The following is a 16537-nucleotide window of genomic DNA, read 5'->3' as shown; positions in this document are numbered from 1 at the left end:
AGAATGAAAAACCACAGTTTGTATTGGCTCTTTTTGTTCAGTTTAATGGGCAAGATGCTTTGGGCACAAGACACACTTCGTCCCAAAGTAATTTTAAAAACAGTCCCAACAACCCTCATTGATCCCGATAATACGCTCACGTTAGGGGTAGAAATACCAATTGCAACGCGTTGGAGCATCTATCAAGAGGCTGGTTGGGGCAACGCCGCTCTGAGTCCTTGGGAAGATGGAAAAGAGTTTGCCAGTAAAAATAATTTTCGTTTCCGAACCCAAGGCCGTTATTATTTTTCTGACCCTTATTCAGAGCGCGGAAGCTGGTATTTGGCCGTAGAATATTACCGAAAAGAAGTTTTTATTAAAGAATATCGGGCATTAGGCAGAGGCTGTAACCCCGCGACGGGAGGGTGCGCTTATTTTGAAGAAGGATTTGTAAAAACCCGACGTCGGGTTTCGGCTAGTCATATAAAGGCTGGTTATCAGGTGGTTGTGCCAAGGCGTTTGGTGATTGACTTGTACCTTGGGGGCGGGTTTCGTAAACTCTTGGTCACCAACGATGCCGAGGAGGGAAGCATAAATAACGGGTGGCGAAATGTAAATATTTTTAATTTGCGTACCCTTCAGCCAGGCAGGTACGAAACCATTCCGTCTATTTCGGGTGGATTTAGTTTAGGAATTCTTCTAGGACAACGAAACCCGAAAGCATTACCTTTGCGTTAGCAAAAAAGAGATACTGCTAACAGATAAAAGAGGATAAAAATGCAAACCTACGAATACAAAGTTTTAGAGCTAGAACCAAAAGGTTTTTGGGTGGCAGAGATAAGTGCTAGTGCGATTGAAAATAAATTAAATGAATTGGCAAGTGAAGGTTGGGAATTAGTCAATGCCTTAGATATGAATGCGTATCAAGGAGGTACATCTAAAGCAGTTTTCATTTTTAAACGTGCAAAAACTTTCTAATGGTTTTTCAGCAAGAACCTATTTGTGCCTTGGCGACTCCGTCAGGGGTAGGAGCCATTGGGGTGATTCGGGTATCGGGAGAAGGGACGTTTTCGGTCGTTAATAAACTTTTTCGGGGTAAAGACCTGACGAAAGTTGATTCTCATACGGTTCACTTTGGAACAATCCGCTCGGGAAATGACATTATTGATGAGGTTTTAATCGCTGTTTTTAAAACGCCAACTTCGTTTACCAAAGAAGATACGGTCGAAATCTCTTGCCACGGCTCAGACTACATCATTCGCCAAATTTTGAAGCTCCTTGTTCAAAATGGCGCACGGTTGGCGCGCCCAGGGGAGTTTACGCAACGTGCGTTTTTGAACGGGCAGTTTGACTTAGTACAGGCCGAAGCTGTAGCCGATTTGATTGCCGCCGATTCGGCTGCTAGTCACCGCACGGCCTTGAACCAGCTTCGGGGTGGATTTTCAAAAAAATTGGCATTTCTACGTGAAGACCTGATTCATTTTGCCAGCATGGTAGAGCTGGAGTTGGATTTTGGCGAAGAAGACGTTGAATTTGCCAATCGGGACGATTTACGGGCGTTGATAAATAACCTTCAAACGACCATTGCGCCATTGATTGATTCTTTCGATTTTGGGAATGCCCTCAAAGAAGGAATCCCCGTGGCCATCATTGGCGCGCCAAATGTGGGTAAATCGACGCTGCTCAACGCGCTTTTGAACGAAGAAAAAGCCATTGTTACGTCGATTGCAGGTACCACCCGCGACGTTATCGAAGACCTTCTTTACCTAGATGGCATCAAATTCCGAATCATTGATACGGCAGGTATTCGTGAGACGATGGATGTGGTGGAGTCAATTGGAATTGAACGTTCTAAAAAAGCCATGAACCAAGCCGACGTGGTGGTGCTGTTGTTTGATAGTCCAGAAACCTATGCCGAAGTTGAACAGTTGGCCGAAGGGTTAGAGGAAGGGAAAAAGGTGTTGTGGGTAAGGAATAAAGCGGATTTAACCTCTCCCAACGGAGGGTTGGGTGAGGTTGAAATCCCCATTTCCGCTAAAACAGGTACAGGCATCGAAGACCTTAAAAAAGCATTGGTCGCAGTGGCAGTGGCTGCCAAAGCCGCCGATGATACCGTGGTAACCAATTTGCGCCATTATGAACACTTGGTAAAAACGCAACAAGCCCTATCGGACGTTTTGAATGGCCTAGCGATAGGAATTACGGGAGACTTTTTGGCGCAAGATATTCGTTTGGCATTGCACCACTTAGGAGAAATTACAGGTCAAATCGCCACGGATGATTTATTAGCTAATATTTTCAGCAAGTTCTGCATTGGAAAGTAACAATTTGTCAATTTTGTACTTCACTATAATCCATGACCCAAATGAAGTTTTTGTTTACCCTATTAATGCTTGGCTTTGTGCAGCTTTCTATGGCACAAAGCCCCAAAATCAACGAAGATTCGGTCTATATTCGTCAGCATTATACCAAAATGGAACGCATGGTCCCGATGCGAGACGGTGTTAAACTTTTTACGTCGATTTATGTCCCCAAAGACATTGCAAGCGGAAAAAAGTACCCGATTATGCTCAATCGGACTCCTTATAGCGTTGCCCCCTACGGAGATACGTTGTATAAAACATCGTTGGGTCCGTCGATGCTCTTTGCGCGCGATGGGTATATTTTTGTTTACCAAGATGTACGCGGAAAATATATGTCGGAAGGCAGTTTTGAGGCGTACCGTCCGTTTATTCCGAATAAGAAAAACGCGACCGACAACGATGAAAGCTCCGATGCCTATGATGCGATTGAATGGTTGGTGAAAAATATTGAAGGCAACAACGGCAAAGTAGGTACGTGGGGAATTTCGTCGCCTGGGTATTATTCAACCATGACGACCATTGAGGCCCATCCTGCCCTCAAAGCGGCCTCGCCTCAAGCTCCTGTGACTGATTGGTTTATGGGAGATGATCGCCACCACAACGGCGCTTTCTTTTTGATGGGAACGTTTGCCTTTATCTCAGGTTTTGGCGCTCCACGCCCTGTTCCTGCGCCCAAAGCACGTCCAGGGTTTTCGGCCTATGGGACGCCCGATGGCTATGAGTTCTACATGAAATTAGGGCCGCTCAAAAACGTCAACGAGCGAATTTTTAAAGGTGAAAACCGCATTTGGAATCAGTTGATGGAGAACGAAACCTACAACGAGTTTTGGCAGTCGCGCACGCCTGTTCCGCATTTCAAAAATGTAAAACCTGCCGTGATGGTTGTTGGGGGCTGGTTCGACCAAGAGGATTTGTACGGGCCGTTGAAAGCTTATGAAGGTATCGAAAAAAATAGCCCTGCCTCGTCGAATCGTTTGGTGATGGGGCCGTGGATTCACGGGGGCTGGGCGCGCGGAAAAGGCGAGTCGTTAGGACACATTCGTTTTGGCTCGGCTACGAGCGAGTTTTATCAAAAAAACATTGAATTGCCTTTCTTTAATCACCATTTGAAAGATGCGCCTGATCCTAAATTGCCCGAGGCATACATCTTTGAAACGGGTGCTAACCAATGGCGTACCTATGATCAATGGCCGCCCAAAAATTCGGTTGAAAAGAAATTGTACTTCCATCCCGACGGCAAACTTTCGTTTAACCCAACTCCCGAAAGTGCCCAAAAAGGTAAAGAACCTGCGTACAACGAGTACACCAGCGACCCAGCACGCCCTGTGCCTTACACGTCTGAGATTCGCGTCATAAGAGGGAGTGATTTTATGTACGAAGACCAGCGTTTTGCTTCGCAGCGACCTGATGTATTGGTATATGAATCTGATGTGTTAACCGATGATGTAACGATTTCGGGAAATGTTTTTGCTGACCTTTTTGTGTCAACGACAGGAACGGATGCCGATTTTATTGTAAAATTAATTGATGTGTATCCTGGTGATGCGCCCAACGACAGCCCCGAAAATCCCCGCAAAGCCATGGGAGGCTTTCAGTTGTTGGTGCGTGGTGAGGTGATGCGCGCTAAGTTTAGAAATAGCTTTACCACGCCAGAACCGATGAAGCCTGGCAAAGCTGAACACGTCAAGTTCGATATGCAAGATGCGGCGCACCGTTTCAAAAAAGGCCATAAAATCATGGTTCAGGTTCAAAGTAGCTGGTTTCCGTTGGTTGACCGCAACCCCCAGAAGTTTTTGAATATTTATAAAGCCGAAGCGAGCGATTTTCAAAAAGCAGTACACAAAGTATTTTGTTCGGGAAATGCCTCCTCGTACGTCGGAGTTCGAGTAGTGGAATAATTTGAACGCATTAAAATATAGAGCGGTTATTGATTGCTCCAGAGGAGCTACATCTTAGTAGAAAAATGAATCGAATCCCCCCCAAAAAGCCTTGTCGGGGCAGTCGACGTTCGGTGAAAGATGTCACCGAGCGACGGCCGCCCCGATGGGGCTTTGGGATTGCCTTTACCCCTTTTTCTACTAAGATTTAGCCTCGCTGAGGCTACTTTTTTTAATCCGTTTAACCTGACAGAATAATACAAACGCAGATTTTCGCTGAAAAAGGAACTAATATAGTCATTAATCCGCGTTCATCTGCGACTTTCAATCTGTGTCATCTGCGGGTAAAACTTCAAATAAATTCAATAGCATTCTCTAAACTTAGGAGAGTGCTATTTGCCTTCTTCAACTCAATTGTTTGAATTTTACAAGCATCCGTTTGATTCAAACAACCCTTGGTTCTACTCCAACTTCTACTTTTGCATTGTTAAATATCAATCAAAAAGTTAAAAAACAAACGAGCTATGAAGTACAACTTGTTAGGAAACACGGGACTGAAAGTGTCAGAATTGTGTTTAGGTACCATGACATTTGGAGGAAAAGGAATATGGACAGCCATTGGAACGTTGCCACAAGACGAAGTAAATGCCTTGGTGAAAGCCTCGGTAGAGGCGGGGATTAATTTTATTGATACGGCCAACGTGTATAGCGAAGGTCTTAGCGAAGAAATGACGGGGAAAGCTATTCGTGAGCTAGGCTTACACCGTGATGATTTGGTCATTGCGACCAAAGTACGAGGACGCATGGGCGCGGGGCCGAACCAAACGGGTTTGACCCGCAAGCACATTCTGCAACAAGCCGACGAAAGCCTCAAACGCCTCCAACTAGATTACATCGACTTATATCAGATTCACGGTTTTGACCCCATTACGCCTTTGGAAGAAACCTTGTCGGCGTTGGATTCACTGGTTCAGAGTGGGAAAGTTCGCTACATCGGTTGCAGCAATTTGGCGGCTTGGCACATTATGAAATCCTTGGGGATTTCGGAGCGTAACCATTGGTCAAAATTCATTTCGTTGCAAGCTTATTATACGATTGCGGGTCGTGATTTGGAACGCGAAATTGTTCCGTTGCTCCAAGATCAAAAAGTGGGCTTGATGGTTTGGAGTCCGTTGGCGGGTGGTTTATTAAGTGGAAAATATGGTCGTCACGAAACACCCGAAGATGCTCGACGCGCTAATTTCGACTTCCCACCTATCAACAAAGACAAAGCCTATGACATCATCGAAGTGATGCGCGAAATAGCTGTCGCAAAAGGAGTAACCGTAGCTCAAATTGCGCTTGCTTGGTTATTGCATCAACCTGCGGTTTCGACGGTAATCATTGGTGCTAAAAAACCAGAGCAGTTGGCCGACAACATCAAATCGACCGAGGTAAGCCTAACGACCGAAGAGTTGGCGCGTTTGGATTTAATCAGCAAATTGCCCGCCGAATACCCCGCGTGGATGATTGAGCGGCAAAGTACTGACCGTCGATAAACGCCTGTATATGAATAATTAAAGAAAACAACAATGTCAACCGTCGAAACCCTAGAAGAATTTTATCGGCAAAAATACGCGAACGCTCCTGAGGTACGTCCCAACGACCCTGGACACTTTAACGTATTTCGGGTAGAAGACCATGCCGCAACCCAAAAAGCACCGCTGAAGTATGCGCGTCGGGAGTTTTACAAGATTTCGCTGATAAAAGGGCATTTTGTGTATCATTATGCCGATAAAAGCTTGGAAGTGAACGGGGCGACATTGTTGTTTTTTAACCCCGAAGTTCCTTATACCATGGAGCATTTGGGGAACGAACGTACGGGTTTTTTCTGCATTTTTAGAGGAGAATATTTTAGCGACCACCTCCGAAATAGTTTGCGAGAGTTGCCCATGTATGCCCCTGGAGGAAAGCCTGCCTATATGTTGGACGAAACTCAATTCCGCAGTTTTGGGGCGATTTATGAAAAAATGTTGGTAGAAATACAGTCTGATTATCGTTTCAAAAACGACCTCATTCGGAACTACATTATGGAGATTATTCATAATGCGCTTAAAATCCAGCCCTCCGAAAAACTGTATCGGAACATCGATGCCAATGCGCGGATTACTACCGTTTTTATGGAATTGCTAGAACGTCAGTTTCCCATCGAACCCGCTACCCAAAAATTTCAATTACGCTCCGCGAAAGACTTTGCCGAAAAGTTGAATGTCCATGTCAATCACCTCAATCGGGCCATTAAACTAAGTACGGGAAAAACCACCACTGAGCACATCGCCGATCGACTGATGGGGGAAGCCAAAGCGATGTTGCGCCACACGCATCGCAACGTGTCCGAAATTAGTTACTCATTGGGTTTTGAAGAACCTGCCCACTTTAACCATTTTTTCAAAAAACACACAGGAATGACACCAACAGCCTTTCGGGCGTAGAGGAGGGGGGATGAAGTGCCTCCTTTAACCCCACGCCTTCAGGCTGGGAATGCAAGTAGTGGGCTTTAATTCTGATTCTTTGATGCCAAGATGCTAAAAATCAGGGCTAAAGCCGTCGAATAAATTCTCGTTTACAGCCCCAGCCTAAAGGCGTGGGGTTTTAGGATGGACACGAAATCAATAAATGAAACTATTTCAACAACAATTCCAATTAAAACCCCGCAGACGCGGCTTTCATCTAATCACTTCCGAAGTCTTGCAGGCTTTTCCCCAACTACGCGAAATCTCCGTTGGAATGTGCCAAGTTTTTATCCAACACACGTCGGCTTCGTTGACCATCAATGAAAATGCTGACCCCACGGTTCGTCAAGATTTTGAAATGTTTTTTAACAAGACTGTCCCAGAAAATGATCCCGATTACCGCCACGATTACGAAGGTTCTGACGATATGCCTGCGCATTTAAAAGCCTCAATGTTAGGTGCTTCAGTGCTGATTCCCGTAAGAAATGGACGTTTGGCGCTGGGAACTTGGCAAGGAATTTATTTGTGCGAACACCGCAACGACGGAGGTGCTCGCACCATAATGATAACGGCTTGGGGAGGGTAAGTCGCTTATTTGCAGTCACATAAGTCGCGGTCAACGTACGTTTTTTTACCACTGGCTGTGAGATAATAGCAGCCTCCACTTTTGCCAATATACAAGGCATTTCCGTTATAAACGCTGCATTTGGTGTCAACATTAATGGACGTACTACGGTAATCAAACCGAGCATTTTGGAGCGCACTTTGGGTAGAAGAGGAGAGGTTACTAAAAAAATCCATGCCCGTTTTTTTCTCCAACTCACTCACGGTTGTGATGTAGCGAATCCAACTTGTGTTCTTGACCGTACTGTTTTTGTTCGGGAAATCGACGGCAATCACGGGCGTCGTGCTGTTGATTTCATTTACCGACGCATTCCCTGGCAATACCACAATGATTTTATATACTCGTGCAGGGACATTGACCACGTCGTCGAGTTTAGTGGCAGTGCCTTTGCTTCCTTCGCCACCTGTGCCATAGGCGCCTGCCGTTATGTACAGTTTGTAGCCTTTCTCGACCAATTCCCGACTAAATTGTTCCAAATGTTCCCACGCTTCACGGTTGAGGTCGGGCGCTTGCGGAATCATGTTGGTCATCAAAAACGTACTCGAATTACTGCTTGTAGAGTTGGTTCGGTCGGCCGAAGGGCACAAATGTCCACGGTCAAATCCTGAACTTGAATAGTCGCTGGGTTTTATTTTAGGCCAATCTTGCGGCAAAGCTTCGTCGGGGCGAAAATCATTTTGGCGGTCAATTGTTCCCAACCATTTGGGCGACAACTCCCACGCAACCCAGTTGGCATGGCCTTTGGAACGGTTGTACGAAAGCGCAAATTGGGGTTTGTTCAATAAATAATTGTCGTACGACGAAGGATTAGTTTGGGCATTACTTGGATTTCCAAGGGCTAAATGAGGACTTTGATTGGTAACAGGCGTATAACCAGGAGCACAACTTGATACGACAACGGCTACCAGCGCAAGGACAGCCAACGAACGGAAAAGATTCATACAGAAAAGAAGATTTTACAATAAATTCGACCCCAAAGGTCTTATTTTTTTCACGGCACACAAAAAACGAACGAATAACTCTTTTATTTGTACACTTCATCTAAACTTACTATCCCAATGCGCTTGATTTGTTTACTTCTGTTTTTAAAAATTACTACCCTATTTGCCCAAACGAAGGGAACTACGCCCGCTTCCATTGGGATAGTGGGCGACACGGCCGATGTAACCGTCCCGACCCAAACGGGCTTTGTTTTAGGCGGAGGAAGCACCGACGTCAAGGAGGCTTTGCAGTGGATGATTGACCGTGCCAAAGGCGGAGATGTAGTTATCATTCGAGCAAGTGGCTCAACGGGTTACAATGATTTTATTTATGGTTTGGGCGGGGTTAATTCCGTTGAAACTTTGCTTATCAATAACCGTGAATTAGCCATGAATCCCGCTGTTGGACAACGAATTAAGCAAGCAGAACTCCTTTTTATCGCAGGTGGCGACCAAGGCAATTATGTCAAATTTTGGCAAGATACTCCCGTTGAGGAAGCCATCAATTATTTGATTCACGTTAAAAAAGCCCCCATCGGAGGAACGAGCGCAGGTTGTGCCATTTTGGGAGAAGTCGGTTTTGCTGCTCTCAACGATGGTATCAATTCGGAAGAAGCGTTAACGAACCCTTTTCATCCCAAAATGACACTTTTAAACGGCGGTTTTATTGATATACCTATCTTAAAAAATACCATTACCGATACCCACTACAGCAACCGCAGTCGGCACGGGCGACACTTGGCCTTTTTGGCTAGAATGGTGCGTGATTGGGATATGAAAGCCAAAGGAATTGGGGTCGATGAAAAAACTTCGGTGTGCATTGATGAAAAAGGCATCGCGCGTGTCTTTGGGAGTCAAGCAGCTTATTTTATTATGGCCAACAAAAAGAAGCCAGAGCGCTGTGAATCAGGACAAAAACTGACGTGGAATCGTGGAGGAAAAGCGGTGAAAGTCTGCAAAATCCCCGCTACCCTCACAGGAGAAGGGCGCTTTGACCTAAACACTTGGAAACTCCCCAAAGGCCAAATGTGGACTTACTGGTCTGCCAACGAAGGCACAATTACCGAATAATCAGCGTTCATTTGCGTGAATTTAATCAGTGCTCATCTGCAAGAAAAAAATAAACCCATGAAAAAGACCCTCATTGCATTGTTATTCCTAGCCCAAAGCCTATTGGCGCAAACCTCCAACGAAATACGCTTGATTATTCGCTCGGACGACATTGGATTTTGCCACACGGCCAACGACGCCTGCATGAAAGTATATACCGATGGAATCAGCCGCTCGGTAGAAATCCTCGCCACCGCCCCGTGGTTTATGGAGGCCGTGAAAATGCTTAAAACCCAGCCCAATTACGACGTCGGCGTGCATTTGTGCCTTACGAGCGAGTGGGAAAACCTAAAATGGCGTCCCTTGACCTCAGCTCCTTCGCTAACGGACGCCGACGGCTATTTCCCACAGTTTATTTGGGAAAATAAAAAATTAAAGGACAGCCCCTATTTACTCCAAAAAACCATCAACGTAGCCGAAGTAGAACGAGAGTTTCGGGCACAAATCGAACTTGTCAAAAAACACTTGCCGTGGGCGAGTCACTTATCGGCGCACATGGGTTGCACAAATGCTACTGTCGAAGTAAAAACGATGGTAGAGCGGTTGTCGAAAGAATATAATTTGCCGATTCAAATGCCCAAAGACGTTCAGTACGTTCGTGGGTTCGGCGGGGCTGATAAATCGCCCGAACAAAAGGAAAAAGACTTGGTCGAAATTCTCAAAAACCTCCCCGCAGGAACGCACTTTTTGGTCGAGCACCCGGGTTACGATTCGGGAGATATGAAAGGTGTCGGGCACGTGGGTTACGAAAATGTGGCCTACGACCGCGAAGGTGTGACGCGCGCTTTTACGAGTGCCGAGGTAAAAAAAGTCATTGCCGAGCGCGGTATCAAGCTAGTGAGCATCAAAGACGCAATGGCAGGAAAATGACAAAAAAGAAACTGTCTAAAAAGGGGGTGCTAGAGAGCACCCTTTCTTTTTAAGACAGTTCTTGTATATAGAAGGGTTCGGAATGCTAGTGCTTATTCAATACCACAATGTTTTCGGCTTCATACGTACCGCCTTCGGTTTGTAAATGATACACCTTGTCAACGGTTCGGAAAGCTGGGGCAATGCTGGTCAGTTCGGCAGTAAGGTACCTGCCCGTAACGGCGTCCCGCACAAAAAGCCAATCACCTGCATGGAGGTCTTCCACGCGTTTTTTACCCAAAAGTGTCAACACAGGATGATTGGGGGTCACTTCCAAAGAAAGTAAGCCACTTTCGTTACGCGTACTTACCCACGCTTGGCCATTGGGGCGGACAAGCAAGCGCGTAAGCGAAAAAACACCTTCATTGACAATCACTTTTTCTACCCGATTCGCGCGTATTCCCGTAATTTCGTCACCTGCCTGAATGCCCGAAATTTTCTTTTCGGTACCATCTACGAGGTTGACAAAGGTTTCGGCAGGAAAGCAAAACTCCTGAGGATGTGCTAAAGCAGTACTTGAGCGCGTTTGAGTTTGGCTTAATGCAAAGGCAACGCAGATACCCAGCCCGTCGTTGGTGAGGCTTTTGGCTTTTAAGTCGGCTACAAAATGCTCCTTAACAGCTTTGGGCGAAGTTTCGTTGGGTAAAACGAGCGTTTCGAGGCGGTTTTGCGACGAATATACCACCAGTCGTCCAAGTATGCTTTGGTCAGAACGTTCCGAAATGTCGTAAAACGACACCTTGTTTTCTACCCCATCGCTAAACTGAAACGACAGCGGGGTTTCGTGTTGGCGGTAGGAGAGGCCGTGGCTCCGAAAATGTTTTTTTGGGGAGCCACTACGAATCTCTACTGCTTTTGCTTTGTCAAATTCGGCCAAAGTCATTCCTGGCTGCCTTTCTTGAGCAAACGTTGCCCAACTGACAGCGACTAAAACAAAAGGAATAAATCTCATGACTTTTTAGCTGACCGATTTTGCAAAAGCATCTTTAAAGGCTTTCATTTCGTCCATGGTTCCGATGCTTACGCGGCACCAGTGTTGTTGGTCGAAAAACCAACTTTTAACACTGACGCCCTCAGCCATCATTTTTTGAAGGAGCATAGGCCCTTTCATTTTGATGGGAAATAAAACGAAGTTTGCTGATGAAGGTAAATAACTGTATCCCATTGAAGTAAGACTGTCGCAGAGGAATTTCTTAGATTCGATGGTGTTTTTTAAAACCATGTCCTGAAATGCTTTGTCTTTGAAAGAGGCCACCGCTGCCGCTGCCGAAGTCGTAGAAACGGTAAAGCCACCCGAGCAGAATTTGCGCAAATCTTTCAACAAAGCAGGTTGCCCCAAGGCGTAGCCAATTCGCAAGCCCGCAAAACCGTGGAGCTTAGAAAGCGTACGCAAGATGAGCACATTTTGTCCTTTACGAATACATTCTACCATGCTATCCGTGGAAGGATTGGGAGCGTAGTCGATGTAGGCTTCGTCCACCAAGACCGTTGCCTTGGGAGAAACCGCTTCGCAAAAAGACTTTAATTTAGCCGAAGGCAACATGACACCCGTTGGGTTGTTGGGGTTACACACGTAAATCATGCTGGTTTCGCTATTTACGCGCGTTGCCATCGCTTCCAAATCATATTGATAATCCTTGGTCAAAGGCACTTTTTCGTTTTTCATTGTTGCGCCGTCTTCGCGGGCATCGCGTCCAGAGATGTAGCAAGTTTCGGCCATCATCACTTTTCCTTTGGTGGCGGCCAATAAAAGGCTTGCCATCAACAATTCCGAAGAACCTGCCCCGAGCATCACTTGGTCGGGCGTTACGCCGTGCATGTCTGCAATCGTCTTTTTGAGTTCGGCCGTTACGGGACCAGCGTACAAAAAGGCTTTTGGTGCGTTGTCGGCAATGGCCTTAATCGCCGTTGGCGCAGGCCCCCAAGGGTTTTCATTGGACGACAAACGTGCCCGTACTTGCGGTGCGGCTGCCAACAGGGCTTCTTGAACAATTTCGCGTTCGCGTTCGGCATATACATCAAAAATCCCTAGTGATGAATAAGCCGTTGACGCTTGAGCCGTAGTTGCCGAACCCAAAGCAAGTCCTGATGAGGCCAGTAGCCCAGACTTTAACCAATCCCGACGATTTACAATAAAAGACATAGTGATAGCGGTAAAAAGGTTTTCGTTTTGTTTCCCAAAAGAAAAACTGGACTCTCGCTTGGCGGCGATAAAACGGAAGTACTTATTCTTACTATATATACTAATGGTACGAATCAGTGACTGCGTCTTTGATGATGCAAAATTAGAAAAATATAATTTAATGTCAATACATATTTCAAAAAATATACAATCAAAAATTTGATAAAAATCAATATTTTGGCGTATATACATCAAAATTTAAACTAAAATATGGTAAAAAATCAAAAATATGACCAAATGTATCTAAAATAAAAACAAGGCAAATATTTGAATATGTTCATATTTTCTGCCTGTTTATGATTGAAAATATAGAATAAAATTATGTAAAACAAATAAATAATAGCATTAAAATGATAAATAATGAATATTTTGCAAAATTTATTAAAATATATTTGGCAATTTGGAGATGATGATATACTTTCGAGTCAACAAACTAAGGAATAGTGCAATTTTCTTCTAGTTGAATAGCTCCAGAGCCGCACTTGTAGGGGTTGTTTCAACAATAAAAATTGAAAGGTCTCTGAGCAGACCACCATATTTCTTGCAAGGAAGCAAACGAGGTTATGAACGTTTGCTCGCTGAGTATCGCAGTTACTTGAAATTCCAAAATGGCATCAGATTGAAATCCGAACGGGAAGTTTAGCTTCTTTCCATTTGCTGTTTTCAATCGAAAGATAAAGGAGGAAAAATCCTCTTGCTTGGCCACGCTTGCCCGACTGTTCGGATGGTTAGTTTATGCTAATGCGGCCAGTATAGATTAGCAACTGTTCAGTCGGTGCAATGCGTGAAAGGAATCACACGAATACCTAAAACTAAACTGTTACCAGATGAAAAAATATCTACTTTTATCAGCATTAATGACAATCGCGTGGGTTGGATATGCCCAAAGGTTTGTCAAAGGGACGGTTACTTCAAAAGACGAAGGCGCTTTGCCTGGCGTGAACGTAATCGTAAAAAGTACGAGAGCTGGGGTTGTGACGGATGCAGAAGGAAATTACAAAATTAGCGTTCCTGACGATAACGCGGTTTTGGTCTATAGTTTTATTGGTTATTCAATTCAGGAAATTCCCGTAGGCGGGCGTTCAAGCATTAACATTGAGCTTCAACCCGATATTAAAGCGCTTCAGGAGGTAGTAGTAACGGCTTTTGGTATCGAAAAAGAGAAAAAAGCCCTTGGTTACACCGTACAAGAAGTCAAAGGAAATCAAATTGCTGAGTCTCGCTCCAACAACGTTGTCAATAGCCTTTCGGGGCGCGTGGCAGGGGTGCGGGTGGCGAGCAATGGAGGCCCAGGAAGTGGCTCTACCGTTCAAATTCGCGGAAGTTCGTCGGTTTCGGGAAACAACCAACCGCTCGTCGTTATCGACGGTGTCCCCATTGACCAATCAACTTCTAGCCGCATGACCAGCGGTGAAAAGCAATTTGGAGGTGGTTTGTCGGAAATTAGCCCCGACAACATCAAAGACATTAGTATCCTGAAAGGCCCCAACGCGGCAGCATTGTACGGTTCACGCGCGGCCAACGGGGTTATTTTGATTACAACCAAAAATGGTGCAGGTACCAAAGGAATTGGTATTGAGTTTAACCACAATACAACTTTTGAGCGCCCATTGGTCAAACCAAAGTTTCAAAACATGTACGGTGGAGGAAACGGATACCGTACTTGGTATAACGATGGTTGGTCGGGTACAATTACTGATCCCACCGAAATCCAACAATACCGCGCTGCCTACGGCCCTAATGCGCCTCTGACTGGAACAGAAGGGACGGACGAAAGCTGGGGTGCTCCTTTGGATGGCCGTTTGGTTCGTCATTGGTACACGGGGGCTGATGTGGCACCGCTTACGCCTCAGCCCAACAACTGGGAAGGATACTGGGAAACGGGCGCTACTACGACCAACAACGTAGCCCTTTCGGCAGGAAACGACAAAGGAAGTTTCCGCTTGTCGATGGGGCGGATGGACCAAAAAGGGATTATGTACAACAACGACTTTTGGCGTAATAACTTTAAGTTGAATACCAATTATAATTTTACTTCAAAGTTAAGCGCAACAGTATCAGCTGAGTACGTAAAAAGTGGCTCCGACAACCGTTCTTTCCAAGAAGGTCAGCAGTTTATTTGGGCGCACCGCCACACCGACTGGTCGATGTTGAAAAACTATGCTGATTACAATTCAATTCACATTCAACGCAAAGTGGCTGGTCGCCTTCCAGACAATGATCCACCAAACTGGCAGCACACGTTTTTTACCAACCCATTCTACACGCAAGACTACTTGCCTTCGTCTAATGAGAAAGACCGTTTGGTAGGTAACATTGCCTTGAACTACAAAATCTCACCTTCGTTTAGTGTGTTAGCTCGTTCGGGAACGGACTATTGGTCGGATACGCGCATCAACGTCATCAACTTCGACCGCGTTCGTAACGGAAACCGTACGCCTGGACAATATTCGGAAGATGTACAACGCGCCCAAGAAACCAACAGCGACATCATTTTGTCGTTCAATAGAAACGTAACCAACAACATTTCGGTAAGCGCTCAAGCGGGAGCCATCAAGCGTACCAATTATTTCAAACGTAACTTCACGCAAGTTGGGGAGTTGGTGGTAGATGGCCTTTATAACTTGTCAAACTCCGTAACAAGTTTGAACACCGTATCGAGCCGCATCGAAAAAACTGAAATGCAAAGTGTGTTTGGAACGGCACAAGTAGGTTGGAAAAACGCCTTGTTCTTGGATTTTACGGCGCGCAACGACTGGTCTAGTACTTTGCCTTCTAATGCACGTTCGTACTTCTATCCATCGGTTTCGGCAAGTGCAGTAGTAACAGACTTATTGGATCTTCAAAGTTCTATTTTGACTTTTGGTAAAGTGCGCGCCAGCTGGGCACAAGTTGGGAACGATGCTTCTCCATATCAATTGGCCCAAACATTCCGCTCGGCCAGTGCTTGGAATGGTAGCACACCAGAATATTATGAAAACACCACCATCTCTAATTCTAGCCTTAAACCCGAAATCACGACGGGAATTGAGTTAGGTTTAGACTTGCGTTTCCTTCGTGGTAAGTTAGGTTTGGACGTAACGTATTACAATCAATCGTCTAAAAACCAGATTCTTGGCGTAGAAATCTCTAAAGCATCGGGTTACAATAGTCGCATCTTAAACGCGGGAGAAATTGTCAACAAAGGACTTGAAGTTGTGTTGTCAGGTACACCTTTGAAAGCCGTAAACGGGTTTACTTGGGATGTGAGCTTTAACTTTGCCCGCAACCGCAACAAAGTAATTGCACTTGCTGAAGGCTTAACTACTTACACGCTACACACCCAGCGTGGTTTGACCTCGGAAGCACGCGTTGGCCAACCTTACGGCTCCTTGTACGGCATTGGTTTTGAAAAAGCCCCTGACGGTCAAATTATCTACAAAGACGGTTTGCCAGTGGTTTCAACCACACCACGTTTGCTCGGAAATATCCAGCCTGACTGGACGGGTGGTTTTTCTAACACCTTCACTTACAAGAGCTTCTCTTTGGCTGCTTTGATTGACGTACGCGTTGGTGGTGATTTCTTCGATGAAGGTACAGGAACGGCACGTTGGACAGGCCAGTACGAAGAAACGGCCATTGGTCGGGAAGAAGGTATCATCGGTAAAGGGGTAAAAGTGGTAAGCACCAATGCAGATGGCTCGTCGGTATATGCACCAAACGACATCATTGTGGCGGCCAATCAATTATACGGCTACAACAATCCACGTCGTTATCATGAAGCCGTTATTTATGACGGAAGTTACGTCAAACTTCGCGAGATGTCTTTCGGTTATTCAGTGCCTGAGGCCATCTTGAAACGCTCTTTCATTCGCTCGGCCAAGGTGTCAATAGTTGGACGTAACCTTGCGATTTTGTTCAAGAATACACCACACATCGACCCAGAAGTGGACCGTTTCGGTGGAAACCGCCAAGGGTTTGCGTACGGCGAGTTGCCAAACTCTCGTAGTGTTGGTTTTAACGTATCTCTCGGATTCTAAA

General features: G+C 45.5%; 13 protein-coding genes. 10 read left to right on the top strand and 3 right to left on the bottom strand.

Annotation, left to right across the window (positions count from 1 at the left end; translation table 11 throughout):
• The first annotated feature begins 3 nt into the window (after positions 1-3).
• The 7 genes from K339_RS0122755 (at position 4) to K339_RS0122725 (ending at position 7297) form a co-directional block, all read left to right on the top strand.
• Positions 4-717, top strand: a complete 714-nt coding sequence (locus K339_RS0122755; RefSeq protein ID WP_028525667.1) for a DUF3575 domain-containing protein — start codon at positions 4-6, stop codon at positions 715-717.
• A gap of 39 nt (positions 718-756) precedes the next feature.
• Positions 757-957, top strand: coding sequence for a DUF4177 domain-containing protein (locus K339_RS0122750; protein WP_028525666.1), 201 nt, complete (start codon positions 757-759; stop codon positions 955-957).
• Positions 957-2303 carry a tRNA uridine-5-carboxymethylaminomethyl(34) synthesis GTPase MnmE gene (mnmE, locus tag K339_RS0122745; protein WP_028525665.1) on the top strand — a complete coding sequence of 449 codons (1347 nt, stop codon included), beginning with the start codon at positions 957-959 and terminating at the stop codon, positions 2301-2303. The genes K339_RS0122750 and mnmE overlap by 1 nt, the downstream gene beginning before the upstream one ends.
• A gap of 41 nt (positions 2304-2344) precedes the next feature.
• Positions 2345-4240 carry a CocE/NonD family hydrolase gene (locus tag K339_RS0122740; protein ID WP_084332293.1) on the top strand — a complete coding sequence of 632 codons (1896 nt, stop codon included), beginning with the start codon at positions 2345-2347 and terminating at the stop codon, positions 4238-4240.
• Positions 4241-4743: 503 nt separating this feature from the next.
• The gene (locus K339_RS0122735; RefSeq protein ID WP_028525663.1) at positions 4744-5757 is read left to right on the top strand and encodes an aldo/keto reductase; all 1014 of its coding nucleotides are present in this window, start codon (positions 4744-4746) and stop codon (positions 5755-5757) included.
• A gap of 33 nt (positions 5758-5790) precedes the next feature.
• Positions 5791-6690, top strand: coding sequence for a helix-turn-helix domain-containing protein (locus tag K339_RS0122730; RefSeq protein ID WP_028525662.1), 900 nt, complete (start codon positions 5791-5793; stop codon positions 6688-6690).
• A 184-nt stretch (positions 6691-6874) separates the two neighbouring features.
• Complete coding sequence (locus tag K339_RS0122725; protein WP_028525661.1) at positions 6875-7297, top strand: secondary thiamine-phosphate synthase enzyme YjbQ; 423 nt, start codon at positions 6875-6877, stop codon at positions 7295-7297.
• Between the two features lie 5 nt (positions 7298-7302).
• Here K339_RS0122725 and K339_RS34510 read toward each other — a convergent pair whose 3' ends face one another.
• Entirely contained in the window at positions 7303-8277 is a 975-nt protein-coding gene (locus tag K339_RS34510; RefSeq protein ID WP_028525660.1) for a DNA/RNA non-specific endonuclease, read from the bottom strand.
• Positions 8278-8394: 117 nt separating this feature from the next.
• On the opposite strand from K339_RS34510, the gene K339_RS0122715 reads away from it, so the two are divergent.
• Both K339_RS0122715 and K339_RS0122710 read left to right on the top strand, forming a co-directional pair.
• Positions 8395-9387, top strand: a complete 993-nt coding sequence (locus K339_RS0122715) for a cyanophycinase (protein ID WP_037301615.1) — start codon at positions 8395-8397, stop codon at positions 9385-9387.
• Positions 9388-9444: 57 nt separating this feature from the next.
• Positions 9445-10296, top strand: a complete 852-nt coding sequence (locus K339_RS0122710) for a ChbG/HpnK family deacetylase (RefSeq protein WP_028525658.1) — start codon at positions 9445-9447, stop codon at positions 10294-10296.
• A gap of 85 nt (positions 10297-10381) precedes the next feature.
• Here the strand turns inward: K339_RS0122710 and K339_RS0122705 are convergent, their stop codons facing one another.
• Both K339_RS0122705 and K339_RS0122700 read right to left on the bottom strand, forming a co-directional pair.
• On the bottom strand, positions 10382-11287 hold the full coding sequence (locus K339_RS0122705; RefSeq protein ID WP_028525657.1) for a Hint domain-containing protein: 906 nt from the start codon (positions 11285-11287) through the stop codon (positions 10382-10384).
• Between the two features lie 6 nt (positions 11288-11293).
• The gene (locus K339_RS0122700) at positions 11294-12478 is read right to left on the bottom strand and encodes a pyridoxal phosphate-dependent aminotransferase (RefSeq protein WP_028525656.1); all 1185 of its coding nucleotides are present in this window, start codon (positions 12476-12478) and stop codon (positions 11294-11296) included.
• An 866-nt stretch (positions 12479-13344) separates the two neighbouring features.
• Here K339_RS0122700 and K339_RS0122695 point away from each other — a divergent pair.
• Positions 13345-16536 (top strand): SusC/RagA family TonB-linked outer membrane protein, encoded by a 3192-nt coding sequence (locus K339_RS0122695; protein ID WP_028525655.1) that lies wholly within the window; start codon positions 13345-13347, stop codon positions 16534-16536.
• Position 16537 lies beyond the last annotated feature (1 nt).

Origin of the sequence: Runella limosa DSM 17973, assembly GCF_000482465.1 — a bacterium.
In the GTDB taxonomy this organism is placed as follows: domain Bacteria; phylum Bacteroidota; class Bacteroidia; order Cytophagales; family Spirosomataceae; genus Runella; species Runella limosa.
Note: the sequence above shows the minus strand (reverse complement) of the source record. Positions and strands in the feature narration are given on the sequence as shown.